At 73.8% G+C, this 20726-nt stretch carries 17 protein-coding genes and 1 pseudogene; 7 read left to right on the forward strand and 11 right to left on the reverse strand.

The window, feature by feature from the left end:
- Nucleotides 1-660, forward strand: a 660-nt coding sequence (locus M8J74_RS35095) for an SbcC/MukB-like Walker B domain-containing protein (RefSeq protein WP_283949004.1), incomplete at its 5' end; no start/stop codon positions are given.
- Here the strand turns inward: M8J74_RS35095 and M8J74_RS35100 are convergent.
- Nucleotides 654-1100 (reverse strand): Lrp/AsnC family transcriptional regulator, encoded by a 447-nt coding sequence (locus tag M8J74_RS35100; RefSeq protein ID WP_058926697.1) that lies wholly within the window; start codon nt 1098-1100, stop codon nt 654-656. The two genes, M8J74_RS35095 and M8J74_RS35100, sit on opposite strands and share 7 nt — an antisense overlap.
- 189 nt (nt 1101-1289) lie before the next feature.
- Here M8J74_RS35100 and M8J74_RS35105 point away from each other — a divergent pair, with 189 nt between their 5' ends.
- Entirely contained in the window at nt 1290-1772 is a 483-nt protein-coding gene (locus tag M8J74_RS35105; RefSeq protein WP_249840305.1) for a rhodanese-like domain-containing protein, read from the forward strand.
- Between the two features lie 98 nt (nt 1773-1870).
- Complete coding sequence (locus tag M8J74_RS35110) at nt 1871-2383, forward strand: immunity 21 family protein (RefSeq protein WP_058926699.1); 513 nt, start codon at nt 1871-1873, stop codon at nt 2381-2383.
- A 207-nt stretch (nt 2384-2590) separates the two neighbouring features.
- Here M8J74_RS35110 and M8J74_RS35115 read toward each other — a convergent pair whose 3' ends face one another.
- Both M8J74_RS35115 and M8J74_RS35120 read right to left on the reverse strand, forming a co-directional pair.
- The gene (locus M8J74_RS35115) at nt 2591-4282 is read right to left on the reverse strand and encodes a DUF885 domain-containing protein (RefSeq protein WP_249840306.1); all 1692 of its coding nucleotides are present in this window, start codon (nt 4280-4282) and stop codon (nt 2591-2593) included.
- Nucleotides 4283-4314: 32 nt separating this feature from the next.
- Nucleotides 4315-4806 carry an Lrp/AsnC family transcriptional regulator gene (locus M8J74_RS35120; RefSeq protein WP_058926701.1) on the reverse strand — a complete coding sequence of 164 codons (492 nt, stop codon included), beginning with the start codon at nt 4804-4806 and terminating at the stop codon, nt 4315-4317.
- Nucleotides 4807-4865: 59 nt separating this feature from the next.
- Between M8J74_RS35120 and M8J74_RS35125 the strand changes: the two genes are divergently transcribed.
- Entirely contained in the window at nt 4866-6083 is a 1218-nt protein-coding gene (locus M8J74_RS35125; protein ID WP_249840307.1) for a trans-sulfuration enzyme family protein, read from the forward strand.
- On the opposite strand, the gene M8J74_RS35130 is transcribed toward M8J74_RS35125, so the two are convergent.
- The 5 genes from M8J74_RS35130 to pdxR form a co-directional block, all read right to left on the reverse strand.
- The gene (locus M8J74_RS35130) at nt 6061-7335 is read right to left on the reverse strand and encodes a GNAT family N-acetyltransferase (RefSeq protein ID WP_372500364.1); all 1275 of its coding nucleotides are present in this window, start codon (nt 7333-7335) and stop codon (nt 6061-6063) included. The two genes, M8J74_RS35125 and M8J74_RS35130, sit on opposite strands and share 23 nt — an antisense overlap.
- A gap of 116 nt (nt 7336-7451) precedes the next feature.
- Nucleotides 7452-10103 (reverse strand): DUF7824 domain-containing protein, encoded by a 2652-nt coding sequence (locus M8J74_RS35135; RefSeq protein ID WP_249840309.1) that lies wholly within the window; start codon nt 10101-10103, stop codon nt 7452-7454.
- Nucleotides 10100-11503 (reverse strand): SWIM zinc finger family protein, encoded by a 1404-nt coding sequence (locus M8J74_RS35140; protein ID WP_249840310.1) that lies wholly within the window; start codon nt 11501-11503, stop codon nt 10100-10102. The genes M8J74_RS35135 and M8J74_RS35140 overlap by 4 nt, the downstream gene beginning before the upstream one ends.
- 141 nt (nt 11504-11644) lie before the next feature.
- The gene (locus M8J74_RS35145) at nt 11645-13228 is read right to left on the reverse strand and encodes an alkaline phosphatase D family protein (protein ID WP_249840311.1); all 1584 of its coding nucleotides are present in this window, start codon (nt 13226-13228) and stop codon (nt 11645-11647) included.
- 150 nt (nt 13229-13378) lie between these two features.
- A complete protein-coding gene (pdxR, locus tag M8J74_RS35150; protein WP_249840312.1) occupies nt 13379-14851 on the reverse strand; it encodes a MocR-like pyridoxine biosynthesis transcription factor PdxR in 1473 nt (490 codons plus the stop codon).
- A 47-nt stretch (nt 14852-14898) separates the two neighbouring features.
- Between pdxR and M8J74_RS35155 the strand changes: the two are divergent.
- Nucleotides 14899-15687 (forward strand): annotated as a pseudogene (locus tag M8J74_RS35155) (EamA family transporter); the annotation flags it as partial.
- Nucleotides 15688-15780: 93 nt separating this feature from the next.
- Here M8J74_RS35155 and M8J74_RS35160 read toward each other — a convergent pair.
- Together M8J74_RS35160 and M8J74_RS35165 are read right to left on the reverse strand one after the other, a co-directional pair.
- A complete protein-coding gene (locus M8J74_RS35160) occupies nt 15781-16611 on the reverse strand; it encodes an alpha/beta fold hydrolase (protein WP_249840313.1) in 831 nt (276 codons plus the stop codon).
- A gap of 120 nt (nt 16612-16731) precedes the next feature.
- Nucleotides 16732-17385, reverse strand: coding sequence for an NADPH-dependent F420 reductase (locus tag M8J74_RS35165; protein ID WP_249840314.1), 654 nt, complete (start codon nt 17383-17385; stop codon nt 16732-16734).
- 110 nt (nt 17386-17495) lie between these two features.
- On the opposite strand from M8J74_RS35165, the gene M8J74_RS35170 reads away from it, so the two are divergent.
- Together M8J74_RS35170 and M8J74_RS35175 are read left to right on the forward strand one after the other, a co-directional pair.
- A complete protein-coding gene (locus tag M8J74_RS35170; protein ID WP_249840315.1) occupies nt 17496-18380 on the forward strand; it encodes an RNA polymerase sigma-70 factor in 885 nt (294 codons plus the stop codon).
- A 169-nt stretch (nt 18381-18549) separates the two neighbouring features.
- The gene (locus M8J74_RS35175) at nt 18550-19311 is read left to right on the forward strand and encodes a GntR family transcriptional regulator (protein WP_249840316.1); all 762 of its coding nucleotides are present in this window, start codon (nt 18550-18552) and stop codon (nt 19309-19311) included.
- A gap of 58 nt (nt 19312-19369) precedes the next feature.
- Here M8J74_RS35175 and M8J74_RS35180 read toward each other — a convergent pair whose 3' ends face one another.
- Nucleotides 19370-20527, reverse strand: a complete 1158-nt coding sequence (locus M8J74_RS35180; RefSeq protein ID WP_249840317.1) for an ROK family protein — start codon at nt 20525-20527, stop codon at nt 19370-19372.
- Nucleotides 20528-20726 lie beyond the last annotated feature (199 nt).

Below are 20726 nucleotides of genomic sequence, written 5' to 3' on the forward strand. Positions count from 1 at the left end.
CGCGAGGCCGCCTCGGCGCGCGACGAGGCCGCCCGGCGCTGCGCCGAGCTGGACCGGCTCTCCGCCCGCTCCGCCGACGGCGTCCGCGCCCTGGCACCGCTGCGCGAGGAGTACGACCGTGTGGCCCGCCTGGCCGCCCTCACGGCCGGCACCTCCGCGGAGAACGAACGCCGGATGCGCCTGGAGTCGTACGTACTGGCGGCCCGTCTGGAGCAGGTGGCCGCCGCGGCGACCGTCCGCCTGCAGCGGATGTCCTCCGGCCGCTACACCCTGGTCCACTCCGACGACCGCGCCGGCCGCGGCCGCAGCGGTCTCGGACTGCACGTCGTCGACGCCTGGACCGGACGCGAGCGGGACACGGCGACCCTCTCCGGCGGGGAGACCTTCTTCGCCTCCCTCGCCCTCGCCCTCGGCCTCGCGGACGTCGTCACGGACGAGGCGGGCGGGGTGCGCCTCGACACCCTCTTCATCGACGAGGGCTTCGGCAGCCTCGACGACCAGACCCTCGACGAGGTCCTCGACGTGCTCGACTCCCTGCGTGAACGCGACCGCAGCGTCGGCATCGTCAGCCACGTCGCCGACCTGAGACGGCGCATCCACGCCCAACTGGAGGTCGTGAAGGGCAGATCGGGGTCGGTGGTCCGTCAGCGCGGTCAGTGACCGAGCGGGCGCCGGGGAAGCGGCGAGGAGTACACGACGCTCGTGGTCACCGAGCCGAGCGACCCGATCTTCCCCGACACCTCCTCCAGATGCCGCATCGAGCGGGCGGCGACCTTGATGACGAAGCAGTCGTCGCCCGTCACATGGTGCGCCTCCAGGATCTCGGGCGTCACGGCGACCAGGTCGTGGAACGGCTTGTAGTTCCCGGTGGGGTACCTGAGCCGGACGAACGCGAGGATCGGCAGCCCCAGCCGCTCGGGGTCCACGACGGCGGCGTACCCCTGGATGACCCCCGCCTCCTCCAGCCGCCGCACCCGCTCGGTGACCGCGCTCGGCGACATGGACACGGCACGGGCCAGCTCGGCGAAACTGGCCCGGCCCTCACGCTGCAGGACCTCGAGGATGCGCCAGTCGGTGGCGTCCGGGGAAAACACGGTCATGCCCGAGAAATAGCAGGGGAATCCCCGGTCGAGCAAGGAGTCGGCCGTGGAACGGCCCTTCAGAGTGCCGGTCGGCGCCCGTAGATTCCTTGTCGTAGCAGCAGAACGCCGGGTGACCCAGCTCCGTGGTGGCACAACGCCGCGGCGAACGCCCGTCGTAGCGAAAGAACCTCGGCGAAAGGCCAGATCATGACCAGCACCACCACCGCCGTGAACCCCGTCCTGCGCGTCGCCCTGGCGGCCCCGGCCGAGGCCGCCGCCCATTTCCGGGCGAGCCTCGCCTTCCACGCCGACGTCTCCGACGTGGCCGCCGCGCTCGCGGCCGACGGCGGCCCCGGCTTCGTCGTCGTGGACTCCCGCTCCACGGAGTCCTGGGACCAGGGCCACATTCCCGGCGCCGTGCACCTGCCGACCGCGCTCATCCCCGAGCAGGCCGAAGGGCTCCTCGACAAGTCCGTGCCGGTGGTCACGTACTGCTGGGGCCCCGGCTGCAACGGCGCCACCCGGGCCGCGCTCGCCCTCGCCGAACTCGGCTACCGCGTCAAGGAGATGCTCGGCGGGTTCGAGTACTGGGCGCGCGAGGGCTTCCCGTACGAGACCTGGGAGGGCGCCGGCCGCCGCGCCGCCGACCCGCTGACGGCGCCGGTGGGCACGGACGACTGCGGCTGCTGACCCTTCGCCCGGTATGACCGGTCCGGATGGGGTGGCCCCCAGGGAGGGCTGGGGGACGCCGGAAACGCGGAACGCGCGTGCGTGTAGGTTCTTGCGCCATGGTGCGATACGCGGATCCCGGTGCGGTGGAGTGGGTGGAGTCGGGCGGCGGCCCGCTCATAGCGGTACCGGAGACGGTCCTGCCGTTCTGGGCGGGAGCCGATGGCGAGGAGACCGCATCGGACTACGACCGCGCCTGCGAGGTCGACGGCGTCGTCGGTCTGCTCCCGGTCGGCGACTCGGCGGCCCTGGTCCTCGGCGACGAACCCGCCTCCACCGCCTACCTGCCGGAACACGGCGCCTTCGTACGGTGGTGCGCCGCGAACTCCGAGGACGAGCTGCTGGCCGTCGTCCCCGCCGCCCTCGCCGCGGCGGACTGGGAGAACGAGGTGCGCTGGGAGGTGCCGGGCGCGGTCGTACTGTTCGACTCGGCCTGGCCCGGCGGCGAGACCGGGCGCACGGACTGCCTGAAGGTCCCGCTCCAGCCGGGCAGTTACGCGGTCCGCGCGGCCAACGTCCAGCCGGGCCCGGAGACGTGGGTCGGCCTCGTACAGCTTCGGCGCCTCGACTGACGCCGATCCCCGCTCCTCATCCGGTCGTTGGCGAGCGACCGATCCCCGCTCCTCCTCCGGTCGTTGGCGAGCGACCGAACGCCGCTGCTCGTCCGGTCGTTGGTGAGCGGCCGAACGGCCGGCCCGCCTCGTCGTATGGCTCGCCACCGACGAGGCGGACCGGACACCGGAGCGGTCATCGGCTCCGGGGGCCGCTTCCGGCGCCGGTCACAGCCGGGCCAGCTCGTCCACCAGGTCGTCCAGACCCAGCGAGCCCTGCGAGAGCGCAGCCATGTGCCAGGCCTTGAGGTCGAAGGACTCGCCGTGCCGCTCGCGGGCCTTCTCCCGGCCCAGCAGCCAGGCCCGTTCGCCGAGCTTGTAGCCGATCGCCTGGCCCGGGATGGTCAGATAGCGGGTCAGTTCGCTCTCCACGAAATCCGCCGGGCGGCTGCTGTGCGCGCCGAAGAACTCCTGCGCCAGCTCGGGCGTCCAGCGCTCACCCGGGTGGAAGGGGGAGTCCGCCGGGATCTCCAGCTCCAGGTGCATGCCGATGTCGACGATGACCCGGGCGGCCCGCATCATCTGCGCGTCCAGGTAACCCAGCCGCTGCTCCGCGTCCTTGAGATAGCCGAGCTCGTCCATCAGCCGCTCCGCGTACAGCGCCCAGCCCTCGGCGTTGGCGCTGACCCCGCCGAGCGTGGCCTGGTAGCGGGAGAGGTTCTCGGCGACGTGCGCCCACTGCGCCAGCTGCAGATGATGTCCGGGCACGCCCTCGTGGTACCAGGTGGAGACCAGGTCGTAGACCGGGAAACGGGTCTGGCCCATCGTCGGCAGCCAGGTGCGGCCCGGACGGGAGAAGTCCTCCGAGGGCGGCGTGTAGTACGGCGCCGCCGCACCGCCGGGCGGGGCGATGCACGACTCCACCTTCCTTACCCGCTCGGCGAGTTCGAAGTGCGTGCCGTCCAGGTCGGCGATCGCCTGGTCCATCAGACCCTGCAGCCAGTCGCGGACCTCGTCGACGCCGTCGATGTGCCTGCCGTGCTCGTCGAGGTGCGCGAGCGCCACCCACGGGGTCTCGGCGCCGGGCAGGATCTTCTCGGCCTCCCGCTTCATCTCGCCGAGCAGCCGGTGGAACTCCGACCAGCCGTACGCGTACGCCTCGTCCAGGTCGAGGTCGGTGCCGTTGAAGTAGCGGGCCCAGCGGGCGTAGCGCTCGCGGCCGACGGTGTCAGGGGCGCCCTCGATCGCCGGCGCGTACACATCGCGCATCCAGTCCCGCAGCTCCACGACCGCCGCGGTCGCCCCACGGGCGGCCTCGTCCAGCTCGGCGCGCAGTGCCTCGGGGCCGGCCGAGGCGAACTCCTCGAACCAGCCGTGTCCCTTGCCGTCGGTGTCCGCCCACTCGGTGAGCTGTCCGACGAACGTGGCGGTCGGCCGCGGCGCCGCGTACAGCTTGCGCTCCAGGCCGAGCTCCAGGGACTCGCGGTACCCGGCCAGCGCGGCCGGCACGCCGCGCAGCCGCTCGGCGATCGCCGCCCAGTCCTCGTCGGTCTGGTTCGGCGTCACGGTGAACACCTCGCGCACCGAGTGCACCGGTGTGCCGAGGTTGCCGACCCGGCGCAGGCCCTCCTCGGCCTCGTGCACGGCGAGGTCCGCGGTGAGCCGCTCGCGCAGCAGCCGGCCGCACCGGCGCTCGACGTCACTGTCCGCACCGGGCAGGCGTTCGGCCTCGTCGAGCCGGGCCAGGGTGCGGCGGGCCAACTGCGCCAGCGCCTCCTGGCCGCCGGGCGAGAGATCGGGCAGTTTGCTGGAGCTCTCCTTCACACCGAGGTACGTACCGGTCACCGGGTCGAGGGCGATGACCTCGTCGACGTACGCGTCGGCGACCTGTCGGGGCAGCATGTTCGTGGTCTGCGACATGCGGTCCATCCTGGTAGACGGTCCGCCGCACGTCACCCCGATTGTGCCGAGGGCGAAGGCGGCAGCAGCGGCCCGCAGTCCCACTGCTGGAAGATCAGCCGCGTCTCCACGCGGGCCACCTCCTTCCGGGACGTGAACTCGTCGAGCACCAGCCGCTGCAGATCCGTCATGTCCGCCACGGCCACATGGACCAGATAGTCGTCCGGCCCGGTCAGATGGAAGACGGTCCTGGATTCCGGCAGGGCCCGGATCCGTTCCACGAACGGTCCCACCAGCTCCCGCCGATGCGGTCTGACCTGCACCGACAGCAGCGCCTGAAGACCCCGCCCGAGTTTGGCCGGATCGAGTCGCAGCTGATGTCCGAGGATCACCCCGCAGCGGCGCAGCCGCGTCACCCGGTCCAGGCAGGTCGAGGCCGCGACGCCCACCTGCGCGGCGAGGTCACGGTAGGTGGTCCGGGCGTCGTTCTGCAGCAGGCGCAGAAGATGAAGGTCCACCGGATCCAGTACGACAGATTCGGCCATCGGGCGAACGTAGCACGGTGTTCGGCTCCCGCTACCCGGCCGTTGTTCACGCTTCGGGCATGGAGTCCACGAGAGCTCTGGCCACCGAGGCCGTGCACGCCGGCCGCGACGACCTCGCCCGGCAGGGGCTGCACGCCCCGCCCATCGACCTGTCGACCACCTACCCCTCGTACGACAGCCGGGGCGAGGCGGCCCGCATCGACGCGTTCGCCACCACCGGCGCCGAGCCCGACGGCCCGCCCGTCTACGCCCGCCTGGGCAACCCGACCGTCGCCCGCTTCGAGACCGCGCTCGCCCGCCTCGAGGGCACTGAGTCCGCGGTCGCCTTCGCCAGCGGGATGGCCGCGCTGAGCGCCGTCCTGCTCGTACGCGCCTCCCTGGGCCTGCGCCACGTGGTCGCCGTACGCCCCCTGTACGGGTGCAGCGACCATCTGCTCACCGCGGGACTGCTCGGCTCCGAGGTGACGTGGACCGACCCGGCGGGCATCGCCGACGCGCTGCGCCCGGACACCGGTCTGGTGATGGTGGAGTCCCCGGCCAACCCGACGCTCGCGGAGGTCGACCTGCGCGCCGTCGCCCACGCCTGCGGTTCGGTCCCGCTCCTGGCGGACAACACCTTCGCCACGCCGGTTCTCCAGCGCCCGGCCGGCCTCGGCGCGCGCCTGGTGCTGCACAGTGCCACCAAGTACCTCGGCGGACACGGCGACGTGATGGCGGGCGTGGTCGCCTGCGACGAGGAGTTCGCCGGCCGGCTGCGCCAGGTCCGCTTCGCCACCGGCGGCGTCCTGCACCCGCTCGCCGGCTACCTCCTCCTGCGCGGCCTGTCGACCCTCCCGGTCCGTGTCCGCGCGGCCTCCGCCAACGCCGCCGAACTGGTCCGCCGTCTCTCCGCCGACCCGCGTGTCACCCGCGTCCACTACCCGCGCATCGGCGGCGCGATGATCGCCTTCGAGACGGCCGGCGACCCGCACGAGGTCATCGCCGCGGTCCGCCTGATCACCCCGGCGGTCAGCCTGGGCAGCGTCGACACCCTCATCCAGCACCCGGCGTCGATCAGCCACCGCATCGTCGACGCCGACGACCGCCGCGGGGCCGGGGTCAGCGACCGGCTGCTGCGGATGTCGGTGGGCCTGGAGGACGTGGACGACCTGTGGGCCGACCTGGACCAGGCGCTGGGGGAGCGGCCCGTGAAGGCCACGGCGAACCGCGCGAGCGGGCACGACTCCGCCGTGCCCGCCGACGCCGCCGCGGCCTCTAGGGCGCTTCCGCGTTGGTGATCCTCACCAGTCCGGCGTCCACGCCGAGGCGGGCCGTGATGACCAGGGTGCCCTCCTCGATCTGATAGTCGAGGGGGAGCCCCAGGCCCCGCATGGCCGCGACCATCCCGGTGTTGGATGCCTGCGTCACGGCGTACACGCTTTCGCAGCCGGCCTCGGCGGCCATCGCCACCAGCCGCTCCAGGAGTTCCGCGCCGATGCCCCGCCGCTGCCACTTGTCCTCGACGAGCAGCGCGACCTCGGTCTCGTCCCCGTCCCACAGCAGGTGCCCGAGCCCGACGACGCGGCCCGACGCGGTCTGCACGGCGAGCGTCCGGCCGAAGCGCGGGCTGAGCAGGTGGTTCAGATAGCGGTCCGCGTCCCCGACCGGCCCGTGGTAGCGCATGGAGAGCGTCCGCGAGGAGCACCGTTCGTGCATCTCGCGGGCCGCCTCCAGGTCGCCCGGACCGGCCCGGCGCACCGTGATCTCGTTCCCCTCGGGCAGCGTCAGCACGTCCTGGCCGCGCGGCACCCGCGGTCCGAGCCGCGCGTCGAGTTCCACCAGGGCCCGCGCCCGCGCGAACTCGGTCGGGGTGAACGGCAGGTACGGCCGTTCCACGGTGATCACGCCGCCCTCCGGCGCCCGCAGCCGCATCACCGTGTCCTCCAGCACCCCGTCCAACGGCACGCCGTCCGGACCGCGGCCGCCCCCGACCGGCGTGGCCGGCAACTGGCGGATCGTGCACCGGCCCAGCAACTGCCGCAGCGCCAGCGGCAGTTCCGCCGCGTCCAAAGCGGTGCGGGCCGCCAGGCCGAGCACCCGGGTCGGCGCGTCCACCAGATCGTGGGCGTCGGCCCGCTCCATCCAGGTGTCCGCGCCCCCGGCTCCCGAGACGACCTGCGTGAGCTCGGAGGCCATGAGGTCGCCGGGAGCCCGCAGCAGGAACTCGTCGACCGTGCCCTCGGCCAGCGGATGCGTCTGCAGGCTCAGGATGTCGACGCGCTGCCCGGCGAGCGCCACGCACAGGGCCGCCAGCGACCCCGGTTCGTCCTTCACGGTCGTCCGCATCCGCCACAACGCGCTCTCGTCCGGCCCGGCCTGCCGCTCGCTCGGCACCGGCCGGGCACCGGTATCGCCCGCCGGTGGCGCGTGTCCGTGGCGGCGTGACCACCACGTCTGGAACACCGAGGCGACCGCGGCCACGCCGCTCCGCCGGTGGTGGCCGCAACGGCCCTGACTCTCTGTCGTCCCATCAGACATGTCTCGACTCATGGAACCACTGTGAAGGAAACGTGTTGCGTGATCACGAACGGTTTGTGACTGATCGGTAAAGCGCGCTTATGTTCCTTTTGTTGATTTCTTTACGATTAGGGTGTGCCGCTTTCCGCTCAAGCGGCCACCTCCCATGTCAGAGCGCCGCGCAGCCGCCGCGCCTGCGCCACGATCCGGGACGAGCCGCGCCGGCCCGCGGTCCGCGCGAGGTGGGGTATCTCACCCCGGGCCCCGCACCGCTCGGCGGACTCCGCGGCCACGGCCAGCAGTTCCCCGAGTCCTCGGGCGGAGGCTCCCGCACCGCCCGTGGCGAACTCCGCGAGCAGCGGGGGCAGCGTGTGCCGGAGGATCTCCCAGACGGTCGCGTCGGCGCCCGTGGCCGCCGCGGTCCGGGCCGACTCCGCGAGCCGCAGCGGCTTGACGGCACCGCGCCGCACGAGCTGCCCGAGGTCCGCGCCCAGCCGGGCCCCGTCCAGCTGGTCGCGTGCCGCCAGCGTCAACAGCGCGTCCACGGCGGCGAGCCGGTCCTCCGCGTGCCGGGCGCCGAGCCCGTAGGCCAGGCCCAGGTGCACCGCCTCCCCGGCCTCGCCGCCGGACTCGGCGAGCCGCGGCAGGACGGCCGCGCCCCGGTCGTCGTCCACCGCCAGATCCGACAGATCCCGCAGCAGGCGTACGGCGACGAGTTCGCGCCGCTCGGGCAGCACGGCCAGCCAGTGCGCACGCGCGTCGTCGCTCCAGTGATGGCAGTACCAGCGGTCGGTGAAGACGCCCACCGGACGGCCCAGATACCGGTACTCCGCCGGGAAGTCCTGCTGCAGTTCGAGCAGTTCCCCCGTCTCCAGCAGGATCCGGCTGCCCGAGGTCCGCCGCCGGACCGTCGGCTGCCCGTCGCCCGGGGCGGCCAGCCAGTCGGCGAGCCGCGCGCCCTCCCGCGTGCCGAGCGCGGCGGCACGCTCGGCGGCCCGGGCGGCCGCCGGCCGGTCCGTGCGCCGCACCCGCAGCAGCGCCTGTGCGAAGTCCGCCGCCGACACCCGCGCGCCCAGCCGCCGGTACTCCTCCAGCCGGTCCACCAGCTCGTCCGGCTCCAGCAGGCCCGTGCTCCAGGTCGGGGTCGACAGCAGGAAGGGCAGCGGGTCGGTCCGCAGCCGGTACGCGATCTCCCACAGCCGGGCCGCGAAGGCCCGGCTCAGGGCGCTGTGCCCGCACTCGCGGACAGTGGAACCGTGCTGGACGAACGCGTGGAGTGTCCCGAGGTCCACCTTGTCGAGGAGGACGGCCAGGAGGAGATCGAGCCCGTCCTCGGCGCCCGAGACCGAGAAGTCGCTCCTGCTGAACCGGCTCCGGTACCGCAGACCGCTCTCGGCGCCGTGCCACCAGCGGCGGGAGATCACCGGGCCGAGCGCCTCCACCAGGGCCTCCCGGTCGCGGTACGCGTGGCGCACGAGACCGTCCAGGGCCCGCTCGAAGCCGGCCACGCCGGGCTCGGTCTCCATGGCCGCCCCCACCTCCTCGGCGACCTCGGCCGCGGAGCCCGGAGCCGGGGCGAGGAGCGTGGGCGCCGGGACGGGGGGAAGCACCTCCTCGTACGGCGCGAGGTCCGCCGCCGGCGCCGCTCCGAGGAGGTGGACCGCGCGGACGCGCAGGCCGGGGATCAACTGCTCCGCCTCCACGGCGATCTCGCCCCGCACCTCGGCACTGTCCGCCTTCTTCAGGTGCCGCTCCACCAGCTTCAGCGCCCGCTCCTGCACGTCCGAGTCCGCGTGGCCGAAGGCCCGGGCGACCACGGGCAGCAACTCCTCGGCCGCGCCGGAGTCCCGGGCGAGGACCTTGCCGAGCAGCACCAGCTGGGCACGCACCAGTTTCTTCTCGGTGCGGAAGAGCACGGCCGACGACATCTCCGCCAGCCGACGGCTGTCCAGTTCGCCGTCGAGCATGAGGGCGGACAGCACCGACTGAGCGTGCGAGGCCACGGGGGAGACCGCGTCGCAGGCCAGCGCCAGCCAGTCGGCGACGCGCCGCCGTTCCTCGTCCCTGCTCGGCTTCAGGGCCTTCAACCACCGCAGGAAGACGCGCTGTTCGGTGTTGGTGCCGCCGCGCAGCAGCCGGGCCAGGCACGCGTCGAGCATCACCTCGCGCTCCACGAGGCCCTCGGCGGCCAGCCCCGTCAGCGCCCCCGTCCAGCTGTCCGGCCCGTCGCCCTGCGGCCATTCGAGCAGGCCGCCGATGTCGTTGGTCTCGAAGAGCGCCGCCACGAGCTCCCTGAGGTGCGGATCCGGGCGCATGCGGTCGAGCAGCGTGCCCCCGCGCTGCCAGCCCCAGCCCACGTGTCCCATCCAGCCCCGCACATACGCGTCCGTGGTCGGCACCGGGCAGCCCGACAGCCGTACCAGCCCCGACATGAGTTCGTACGGCACTCCGGAGGCCGCCGGGCGCTGGGCGAGCCGGTCCGTCAGATCGGCCAGCCACTTCGAAGGCCGGTCACCGAGCAGCCGCAGCAGCAGGGCCGCGGACGTCCCCGACCAGCGCATGTCGGCGGCGGCGATCCAGGAGGCGACGGCTGCCGCACCCGTCTGGCAGGCCACCCCGGCCGCATAGAGCGCCGGGTACGCGCGACGGGACGCCGCGTCCCAGGGGGCCGCCCTGAGCTCCTTGCGCAGGGCCTGCAACTCCGGGAAGGCCGCCCGCCGTTCGGTGTCCGTCAGCTCGTCGAGCAGACCGATCACCTCGGCCGTCCGGCCGGCCCGCACCGCTTCCACCAACGCGCTCATCGCGCACCCCCGTCGACTCGGACCGTCTCCCGCTGGATCGCGGCACCCCGCCGCACCATCCGCACCGCCAGGGCGTGCTTGCACGGCCCGCGTCCGCCCCGGTACCTCGCCCACCACTGACAGCTGCAGCTGAGCGCGCCGGCCTCGTCCCGCACCCGGTGCACATGCCCGTCCTCGGCCGTGACCGTCCCCAGGGCGCCCTCCAGGGCGACGGCGCCCGCGGCCACCAGCGCCCGGGCCGAGCGCAGCCGGGGGTTGTGGCGCTCCACGCGCTCGGCGTCGTAGGGCAGTTCGCGGTGGAAGTAGGCCGCTTCCGCGGAGTCGTACCCGACGCGGCCCGAGGTGCCCAGGCGCACCAGGGCCGCCCGCACCCGCTCGGCGGTCAGGCCGCAGGAGGCGGCGAGGTCGGCGACGTCGATGCGGGGCTCCCAGGCGAGCAGGACGGAGACCAGCTCCGCGTCCTCGGCGGCCTCGTCCGTGGCCAGCGCGTCCAGCACGCCTCCCTCGCCGGAGAAGCCCCGTGAGGCGTCGGGCGACAGGGTGAGCGTCAGCCGCATCCCCGGCAGCACGACCTCCCAGGCAGAGGCCGTGGAGGCGCTGCCGGTGGCCGCGGGGCCGTAGACGCGCAGCGCCGTCGCGTGCCGCAGTACGCGGTGCAGCGCGACCAGCCGCTCCGGGCCGGGCAGACACACCGCGCCCGGCACCGCCCGGGTGGTCGGCCGCAGCCCACGGCCGGACGGCACCACCCATCGCGGCCCGGTCGCGGCGCCCCGCCCACCCCCGCGGGGCAGGGCGCGCAGGAACCGGACGGCCTCGGCGGCGGGAAGCTCCGCCCGCAGGTCGAAGCCGGCCGCGACGACCTGGGCCTCGGCGAACCCGCGCAGCCACCGCTCGGGCAGCGGCACCTTCTTCTCCACGACCGGCCCGTCCAGCGTGGTCACCGCCAGCTCCTCGGGGCCCACCCGCAGATGGAGCGGATCGTCGGAGCCGAGGCGGGAAAGAGCCTCACGCAGCGGGTTGTTGACGTCGACGTTGGTCGTGCCGTGCCCGACCTCGTCTCCGTCCAGGCCCGCGGCCAGCACGTCGAGGCGGGCGTAGACCCCGCCGCAGCCCGAGAAGGACTCGAAGCGCAGCCGGTCGCCGTTGCCCGTCACCACCGGGTCCAGCGAGGCCGGCAGCTGCCGCTGGTAGTAGCGGGCGGCCGCCACGTCCGCCACCGCCAGCAGCCCGGCCGACGCCGCCTGGGGCGCCGTGACGAAGCCGGCGAAGAAGCGGGGATGGTCCTCGGCGCCGGTGGGCGTCGCACCCCGCGAGGTCTCGAGTCCCAGGCGTCGCCCGCCCGCCGAGGACTCCAGCACGGAGGGTCGGCGATAGGCCACGGCCTGCAAAGATCGCGTCATGGAAAAACCGTAGAGGCGACCACTGACAATCGGCGCCGACCTGCGGAAACGAGCTCCCGGCAGGGGAGTTGGCGGGTACGGGACAGGGCCGCGCGCCGGGGGATGACGCCGGTGCGCGGCCCTGCTGAGAGGGTACGGCAGTTACTGTCCGACCAGGCCCGGCCGCAGTGTCTTCGTGAACAGCACGGTCCCGTCGTACTCGCGCAGCCGGACCGTCAGCTCACCGCTGTCGCCGTCGATGTCGACCTCGCCGAAGAACTGGTAGCCCTCGGCCGGCGAGACGTTCGAGGCGGTGGGGGCCTTCACGAACACCCGGTCCGGGCCGAAGGTGCCGTCGAGCGCGCTGGCGGGGAAGGCGCCGGCGTTCAGCGGGCCGGAGACGAACTCCCAGAACGGCTCGAAGTCCTTGAACGCGGCCCGCGAGGGGTCGTACTGCTGGGCCGAGGTGTGGTGCACGTCGGCGGTCAGCCACACCGTGCCGGTGATCCGGCGGTGCTTGATGAACCGCAGCAGCTCGGCGATCTGCAACTCGCGGCCGAGCGGGGCGCCGGGGTCGCCCTGCGCGACGGCCTCGAAGTTCGCCTTCCCCTCCACCCCGTCCGGCACGACCAGGCCGAGCGGCATGTCCGCGGCGATCACCTTCCACACGGCACGCGACCGGGACAGCTCGCGCTGGAGCCACCGCAGCTGCTCGGCGCCGAGGATGCCCTGCGGGTCGGTGGTCTGGTCGTCGGGCGAGTTGGCGTTGCGGTAGGTCCGCATGTCGAGGACGAACACGTCCAGCAGGGGGCCGTGGTTGACCACGCGGTAGATCCGGCCGTCCGGGCGGCCGCTGATCGTGGAGATGGGGAAGTACTCGGAGAAGGCGCGCCGCGAACGAACGGCGAGGTCGTCGAGCCTGGTGCCGGCCGGGTAGGCGGTGCCGGTGGCGATGACCTCGCCCGGGTACCAGTTGTTGCGGACCTCGTGGTCGTCCCACTGGACGATGTTCGGCACCTGGGCGTTGAAGCGGCGCAGCGCCTGGTCCAGCAGGTTGTAGCGGAAGTTGCCGCGGAAGTCGTCCAGCGTGATCGCGACGTGCGACTTCTCCTCGGTGGTGAGGTTGCGGTACAGGCTGCCGTCCGGGAGTGCCTGCGTCGACGGGATCACGCCGTCGGCGTAGATGTTGTCGCCGCTGCACAGGAAGAAGTCCGGGTCCACCTTCGCCATGGCGTCGAAGATGCGGTAGCCGCCGATCGACTCGTTGATGCCCCAGCCCTGGCCCGCCAGGTCTCCGGACCACACGAACCGCACGCCCTCACGCCGCTTCGCCGGCGCCGTGCGGAACGCGCCGGTGACCGGCTCGCCGGTGCGGCGCGGGTCGTCCGGGTCGGCGAGCAGCACGCGGTAGTGGATCTGCTCGCCCGCGGGGAGCCCGTGCAGCCGGGTCGTGCCGGTGAAGTCGGAGTCGGCGCCGAGCAGCGGGCCCTGCCATCTGCGCGGGTGGCGGAACGACTCGGTGGCCGACGTCTCGACGATCATCCGGGCGGGACGGTCCGACCGCACCCACACCAGACCGGAGTCGCGGGTCACCTCGCCCGCCTGCACCCCCCAGTCCGCCCTGGGGCGACCGGAGAGCGCGAACGCCGGCGCCGCGGAGACGGCGGTGGGCAGAGCCAGGGCCGCGGACGCGGCGAGGGAGCCGCGCAGCACGCTGCGGCGGCCGGGGAGCGGACGGTGTGACATGGATGCGCCTCCAGGGACGGGATCCGGCCGGTGTGCGATGCCATGACTACTGGTGCGCCGCAGCGCGCACGGAAACCACAAGTGAACAACTGGCCGCGGCGGCCGGGGAGCCGACACGTCGCACGAGCCCGAAGTGCCGGCACCCGGTGCTCACACCGCGGCCGCCATCAGGCGCACGCCCGCCCGGATGCGTCCGGGGGACAGGTGCGCGTACCCGAGGACAAGACGCACGTCACCGCCTTCCGCGGGTTCGGCACGCGCGTGCGTGTACGCGCTCAGCGGTCGTACGGCCACCCCGGCGGCGCGCACGCGCGCGAGGAAGCGCTCCTCGGGGCCGTACCGCGCGGGAAGAGCGGCGATGACGTGCAGTCCCGCGGCGATGCCGGTCAGTCTCGCCCCCGGGAAGTCCTCCGCCAGCGCGGCGACGAGGGTGTCGCGCCGCTCCCGGTAGGCCCGCTGGCAGCGGCGCAGCTGGCGGTCGTAGTCGCCGCGCTCCAGGAAGCGGGCGAACAGCGCCTGGTCCAGGGTCGGATGGCCCAGATCCATGGTCCGTTTGCGTTCGACGACCTCCTCGGCCAGCGACCGGGGCACGAGCAGCCAGCCGAGCCGCAGGCCCGGGGCGAGGGACTTGCTGACCGAGCCCGCGTAGGCCACGTGCTCCGGGTCGAGCCCCTGAAGGGCGCCCACGGGCGCGCGGTCGTAGCGGAAGTCGCCGTCGTAGTCGTCCTCCAGGACCAGGCCGTCCACCGACCGCGCCCAGTCGAGGAGTTCGGCGCGGCGGCGCGCCGAGCAGGCGATGCCCGTGGGGAACTGGTGGGACGGCGTCGCCACCACGGCCCGCAGCCCCGACTCCCTGAGCGCTTCGACGCGCGGCCCCTCGCCGTCCAGCGGCACCGGCACGGTCGTGACCCCGGCCGAGGCGTACAGCGCGGTGTGCTGGGGGCTGCCGGGGTCCTCGACGCCGACCTCGCGCACTCCGCGCGCGTGCAGCACGGATCCGAGCAGTGCCGTCGCCTGCGCCACCCCGGAGACGACCACGATGCGTTCGGGGTCGGCCACCACGCCGCGGCGCCGCGTCAGCAGCTCGGCCAGCGCCGTGCGCAGCCGGGGCAGTCCCCGCGGGTCGGGATAGCCGAGGTCGTCGTGCGGCAGCCGGGCCAGCACCTCGCGGTGCGCGGCCGCCCATGCGGCGCGCGGGAACAGCGACAGATCCGGCGTCCCGGCCACGAAGTCCGCGTCGGCGCCGGGGGAGCGCGGCGCGAGGTCACGCGCGCGTGGCGGCGCGGCCCGCACGGCGCCCCCCACCCACGTTCCGGCGCCCCGCCCGCTGCGCAGATATCCCTCGGCGGTCAGCTGCTCGTACGCCTCGGTCACCAGCCCTCGCGACACGCCGAGGTCGGCGGCGAGATCCCGGCTCGACGGCAGCCTGGTCCCCGGCGCCAGCCGCCCCGAACGCACCGCCTCCCGAAGCGCGGCCTGCAGCGAACGGCCACGCGTGCGTGCCGGTGCGGAGACGGCGGGCAGCAGCAGCTCCCAGGCGGGCGAGGCGCTGAGCCCGATGCCCTTGCCTCCGGCCGGCCTCTGGTGACCGGTGTCGTCCGGATTGGTCCCCGATGGCGTCATGGGAATGGACCTTAAACCGGTCCGCCGCGGTGCCTAGCGTCGCCGTCATGAACGCCACCGCCGCCCGTGGGGCCCTGCTCGCCGCACTCGCCGCCGTCCTCGTCGGAGGTTCCTTCACCGCCAACAGCGTCCTCGGCCACTATCCGTACGCCGGCGGCCAGTTCCTGCGCTACGCACTGGCCTGCCTGCTGCTCGTCCCGCTCGCCGGCCGCGGGGCGGCGGCCCGGCTGCGTGCGCTCGGGCTCCGGCGGTGGGCCCGCCTCGCCGCCCTCGCCGCGGTGGGCATGGTCGGCTTCAACCTGGCCGTGCTCGCCGCCGAGCGCACCGCGGAACCGGCCGTCCCCGGTGTCTTCGTGGGCTGCGCCCCGGTGGTCGTGGCCGTCGTGGCACCGCTCCTGGAGGGCCGCGAACCCCGGCGCGTCGTCCTGTACGGGGCCTCGCTCGTCGCGGTCGGCGCCTTCACGGTCCAGGGGTGGGGCCGCACGGACGGCGCCGGAATCGCCTTCTCCGTCTGCGCGCTGGCCGGTGAGGTGGGCTTCGCCGTCCTGGCCGTCCCGGTGCTGCGGCCGCTGGGGCCCCGGCTGCTGTCCGCCACGGTGTGCGGCGTCGCGGCCGTGGAGTCGGCCGTCACCGGCCTGCTCCTGGACGGCACGGCGTGGCTGCGCAGCCCGGACGGCGCCGAGGCCGCCGCGCTGCTGTGGCAGGCGGCGGTGGTCACGGTCGTCGGCTTCGTCTGCTGGTACATGGGCATGCAGCGGATCGGCGCCGAGCGCGCGACGCTGTTCTCCGGCCTCATCCCGGTCGGCGCCGCCTGCACCGCCCCGCTCGTCGGAACGGGCTCCTACGGGGCCGCCCAGGCCGTCGGCAGCGCCCTGGTGGGCGCCGGAGTCGCCCTCGGCTCCGGCGCGTTGAGCCGGCGGCCCGCCGGGTCAGCGGCTGCCGTCGAGGATGACGCGGGCCACCAGCGCCGGGTCGTCGTTCATCGGGCAGTGCCCGCAGCCGGGCAGCCGCACCAGACGGGCCCGCGGAATGATCTGCTTGGCGCGCACCCCCTGCCGGCGCACGAGCAGCATGTCCCTGGTGCCCCAGGCCACGGTGACCGGCAGATCGGGGATGTCGTCGGTGAACTGCACGGCGGTGCCGGCCCGCAGTGTCGCGTCGAACCCCGTGGCCCCGGCGAGGGCCAGCGTCTCGGCGATCACGGCATCGGGTGAACGGCGGCCGGGGCGGGCGTAGATGGTGCTCGTCAGCATCGTCCGTCCGGCCGCCGAGCGCGACAGCCGCTCCACCAGCGGCAGCGGCAGGCGCTGGGAGATCCGGCGCATGGCCAGCAGGACGCCGAAGGCGTAGCGCCGCTCGGCCTCGGACCAGAAGCCGGCCGGGGACAGGGCGGTGACCGACCGCACGAGTTTCTCGCGGGCGAGCTCCAGGGCCAGCAGCCCGCCGAGGGAGTTGCCCGCCACATGCGGCCGGTCGAGTTCCAGAGCCTCGCAGAACGCGCCGAACACGGCGGTCGTGGTCGCCAGGTCGTAGGCCAGGCCGTCCGGCAGCCCCGGGGAGGCGCCGAACCCGGGCAGGTCCACGGTGATCACCTCGCGTTCGGTGGCGAGGATGTCCACCACCGGGTCCCAGGCCTGCCGGTGGTGACCGATGCCGTGCAGCAGGAGCAGCGGCGCACCGCTGCCCACGCGCGCGTAGGAGACGGTCACGGGCTGCGGGCCGCGTGGGGAGGGGACCTTGAAGGAGACGGTGGCGGACATGGGGGTGCTCCTCGTCTGGGGCTCGCTGACGGACGCCGTAGACAGCTTGTCAGCAATTGCTACCGACGGGTAGCCCCCAGTTCGCGCGACCTCACGGCTCCTCCCCGCCGCTCACCCCGCTCAACGCGCGCTGCGGATCTCCATGTTGAACTCCCCGTGCCCGAAGTGCCGGAACAGGTCGACCCACAGCGGCAGCGCCATCTCCACGGCGCGCGCCGACCGGATGCCGCCGAGGTCCAGCACCCGGTGCGGCGGCCACCCGAACTCCCCGAGCAGGGCGGTGACCTGTTCCTTGGCCGCCGCGTCCTCGCCGCACACGAAGACCTGGTGCTCGCCCGGCACCAGCGCCGGTTCCACCATCACCTTGCAGTTGACGGTGTTGAGGGACTTCACCACGCGCGCGTGCGGGAAGGCCCGCTGGATCTGCTCACCCACGCTGTCCGACTCGACGGGGTCCAGCCGCAGCTGCCCGTCCTCGAACGCCAGGGGATTGGTGACGTCGACGACGACCTTGCCGTCGAGATTGGCCGCCCCGGCCGCCTCCAGCGCCGCCAGTGCCACGCGCCCGCCGACGGCGACGACCACCACCTCGGCCGACGAGGCCGCCTCCTCGAAGGTCCCCGACCGCGCTCCCGTCCCCGCGCCCCGCGCCCACTCCAGGGCGGCCGGATTGTCCTTGCTGCGGGAGCCCAGCGTCACCTCGTGGCCCAGTTCCACCAGCTTCCCGGCCAGCGTCCGGCCCACCTCGCCCGTGCCCAGTACCGCGTACCGCATCGCAACCTCCGCCACTCGGCCCGCCGACCACCGGCGGCCCCACGCCATTCTGCTCCGCGCCACGCGATTTCTCCTGGACATGTCCGTACACGTCGCGTGGGATGAAGGCTGTGACCACCGATACCGGAACCGACGTCTTCGAAGAGCACCGCCCCGTCCTGCTGGGGGTCGCCTACCGCATGCTCGGGCGGGTGGCCGACGCGGAGGACGTCGTCCAGGAGGCCTGGCTGCGCTGGTCCGGCGCGGACCGCGGTGACGTCCGCGAACCGCGTGCCTACCTGGTGCGGATCACCACCCGCCTCTCCATCGACCGGCTGCGCCAGGTCAAGGCGCGCAACGAGGCCTACGTCGGTCCGTGGCTGCCCGAGCCGTACGTCACCGACTTCGGGGACACCGTGCCCGACACCGCCGAGAAGGCCGTCCTCGCCGACTCCGTGTCCCTGGCCGTGCTGGTCGTCCTGGAGTCGCTGTCGCCCCTGGAGCGGGCGGTGTTCGTCCTGCGGGAGGCGTTCGGCTACCCGTACGCGGAGATCGCGTCCATGCTCGACCGGGGCGAGCCGGCGGTGCGGCAGCTCGCCGGGCGGGCCCGCAGGCACGTCGAGGAGCGCAGGCCGCGCTACGAGGTCGATCCCGGGCGGCGCCGCGAACTCACCGAGCGCTTCCTGGCCGCCGCGGGGGAGGGCGACCTGGAGGGGCTGATGGCGCTGCTGGCGCCCGACGTACGCCTCGTGGGCGACAGCGGCGGCAAGTCGCGGGCGCCGCTGCGGGTGCTGGAGAGCGCCGACAAGGTGGGCCGCTTCGTCATCGGCGCCGCCGCGAAGGGCGTGCCCGAGCCGTCCTTCCTGTTCCTGGAGCTCAACGGCGGGCCGGCTCTCGTCGTCCTGTCCGAGGGCAGGCCCGACAGCGTCTTCCAACTGGACGTCTCGGACGGCCGGATCCAGGCGATCTACATCATCCGCAACCCCGACAAGCTGCTGACACTGCCGATCGAATAGACAGCGGTTTCTCCGCGTTCTCCGCAAGCGCTCTCTGTGTTCGCCATGGGATCGAGGATTGGTCTTGACCAAGGGTGGGGGCCGCCCTATGGTCGCAGATAAGTGCAACAACCTTTAATAAACAAGGGCGCTAAAACGCCGCCGGACCACGGCGATTGCGGAGGACAGGGTGGGGACCACGCAGCTGGAAACGGTGCCGGAACCGAAGTACTGGCATCTCAAGACCGTGCTCAGTGAGGCACTGGACTCCGAGTTCTCCGTGGGGGAGATCCTGCCCAACGAGCGCGACCTCGCCGCCCGGTTCGGCGTCGCCCGTGCCACGCTCCGCCAGGCGCTGGAGCAGCTCGAACTGGAAGGCAGGCTGCAGCGCCGCCGGGGGGTCGGCACCACGGTCGCGCCCCCGCGCGTGGGCGTCGCCGTCGGGACCGAGCAGCACGCCTGGCCGGGGGGCGGCGAGGACGTCTGGCAGGCCGTGGACTGCGCCGTCGCGGCCCCGCCGGCGGCGGTCGCCGCGTCGCTTGAGACCGGCCGGGAGGAGGCCGTGTACACCGTGCGGCGTTCCCGGGTGTCGCACGGCCAGCCCGTCGCGGCGGAGCTGCTCTACATCCCCGCCTCGTCGGTGCCTGAGCTGTCCGCCATAGACGCCCCCTCGGGGCCGGCCCGCGCGCGTGCGGTCCTGCGCGAGCTGCAGCGACTGGAGCTGGAGGGGCGGGAGAGCGCCGTCGAGCTGGGCTCGGCCCGCGCGGACGACGCCAAGGAACTGGACCGCCTCCCCGGCGCTCCCGTCCTCGTCGTCACCACCCGCTTCCTCGCCGGCGGCCGCACGGCGGCGCTCTCCGTCGCCACCTACCGCGCCGACACCTGCCGGCTCACCTTCGGCGACTCGGGCGGCGTGGAGATCCACCAGGACCCCGAGCGCCGGGCCTCCTGAACCGCCGGACCACTGCACGGACCGTGCGCCCCGGGAACCCACCCGGGGCGCAGCCCGTTCAGCGCCGTGCCGTCACCGTGCCCTCCACCGCGAAGAGCTGTTCCTCCACGTGGTCGAGGGCCAGGCGCAGTGCGCCGGTCGCCACCGCCGCCTCGCCCAGGAGGGACAGGGTGACCTTCGGCGGGCGCAGGCAGTAGCGGGCCAACTCGCGGCGCAGCGGCTCCAGTACGCCGTCCAGGCCGGTCGCCCAGCCGCCGACGACGACGAGTTCCGGGTCCAGGGCGAGGGCCAGGGCGGCGACGTCGTGGACGAGACGCTGGATGAAGCGCTCGACGGCCGCGCGGGCCCGCTGATCGCCCTCCCGGGCCTGCGCGAAGACCTCCGCGACGGCTTGTTCGTCCAACGGGTGCAAGGGCTCGTCCGTGGTGGACAGCAGGGTCTCCGGCGTCACCTCGCGGCCCAGCAGGTGCAGTGCGCCGATCTCGCCGGCCGCCCCGCCGTACCCGCGGTGCAGGCGTCCGCCGATCAGCGACCCGGCGCCCGGGCTCAGCCCGGCCAGCACGAACACGACGTCGTCGGACTCGGTCGCCGCGCCCTTCCAGTGCTCGGCGACCGCCGCGGCGTTGGCGTCGTTCTCCACCAGCACCGGGCACTTGAAGGACCGGCTCAGCCGTTCTCCGAGGCGCAGACCCGTCCACTCGGGGAGTGCGGCGCACAGCCGCACCGTGCCGTCGGCCTCGACGACCCCGGGCGAGGCCACGCCCACGGCGCGCAGCGAGTCGCGGGCGACGCCGGCCCGGCGCAGCAGCTCGGCCACGGCCGTGCGCAGCCGCTCCAGCCGCTCGTCCGCGGACGCCGACTCGTCGACGTCCTTGGCGACCGCGCCCAGCACCCGGCCGTCCAGGTCGGCCAGGAGCGCGGCGACCCGGTGCGAGCCGATGTCCAGGCCCAGCAGATGCCCTGCCTCGGCCCGGAACCGGAAGCGCCGCGCGGGCCGCCCCTGCCGCCGTACGACACTCTCGTCCGGGGCCTTCTCGATGACGTACCCCGCCTCGATGAGCCCTTCCACGACGCCCTCGACCGTCGGCCGGGACAGTCCGGTCACCCGGGTGATCTCCGTCAGCGTCGCCGCGTCCGTGGCGCGCAGCGCGTGCAGCACCACCGCGGAGTTGATCCTTCGCAGCAGCGAGGGATCCCCGCCGGTCAGCCGCCCCAACGTCCGTCCTCCCAGCTCGTGCGCGTGTTGGCCGGATCGTACTAGGGCGTGTGTCGAAAGTCCCGCCTGCCCCGCGACGCCCGGCACGCGCGCTCGCGGCGTTGCCCAAACACCCGAACAGCTCCGCTGTCAGGGCGCTCCGGCGCCCTGCGATCGCACGCACCGGAAGCCGCGGGGCCCGCCCTTCGGGCGGACGACG

This window comes from Streptomyces panaciradicis, from assembly GCF_023516615.1.
Lineage (GTDB): Bacteria > Actinomycetota > Actinomycetes > Streptomycetales > Streptomycetaceae > Streptomyces > Streptomyces panaciradicis.

Coding starts and splice junctions, on each gene's coding strand:
- pdxR (WP_249840312.1), bottom strand. CDS start 14,851: ATGACGCCATCGGGGACCAATCCGGACGACACCGGTCACCAGAGGCCG.
- M8J74_RS35115 (WP_249840306.1), bottom strand. CDS start 4,282: ATGTCGCAGACCACGAACATGCTGCCCCGACAGGTCGCCGACGCGTAC.
- M8J74_RS35145 (WP_249840311.1), bottom strand. CDS start 13,228: ATGTCACACCGTCCGCTCCCCGGCCGCCGCAGCGTGCTGCGCGGCTCC.
- M8J74_RS35160 (WP_249840313.1), bottom strand. CDS start 16,611: ATGTCCGCCACCGTCTCCTTCAAGGTCCCCTCCCCACGCGGCCCGCAG.
- M8J74_RS35135 (WP_249840309.1), bottom strand. CDS start 10,103: ATGAGCGCGTTGGTGGAAGCGGTGCGGGCCGGCCGGACGGCCGAGGTG.
- M8J74_RS35130 (WP_372500364.1), bottom strand. CDS start 7,335: ATGAGTCGAGACATGTCTGATGGGACGACAGAGAGTCAGGGCCGTTGC.
- M8J74_RS35125 (WP_249840307.1), top strand. CDS start 4,866: ATGGAGTCCACGAGAGCTCTGGCCACCGAGGCCGTGCACGCCGGCCGC.
- M8J74_RS35140 (WP_249840310.1), bottom strand. CDS start 11,503: ATGACGCGATCTTTGCAGGCCGTGGCCTATCGCCGACCCTCCGTGCTG.
- M8J74_RS35120 (WP_058926701.1), bottom strand. CDS start 4,806: ATGGCCGAATCTGTCGTACTGGATCCGGTGGACCTTCATCTTCTGCGC.
- M8J74_RS35100 (WP_058926697.1), bottom strand. CDS start 1,100: ATGACCGTGTTTTCCCCGGACGCCACCGACTGGCGCATCCTCGAGGTC.
- M8J74_RS35105 (WP_249840305.1), top strand. CDS start 1,290: ATGACCAGCACCACCACCGCCGTGAACCCCGTCCTGCGCGTCGCCCTG.
- M8J74_RS35165 (WP_249840314.1), bottom strand. CDS start 17,385: ATGCGGTACGCGGTACTGGGCACGGGCGAGGTGGGCCGGACGCTGGCC.
- M8J74_RS35110 (WP_058926699.1), top strand. CDS start 1,871: ATGGTGCGATACGCGGATCCCGGTGCGGTGGAGTGGGTGGAGTCGGGC.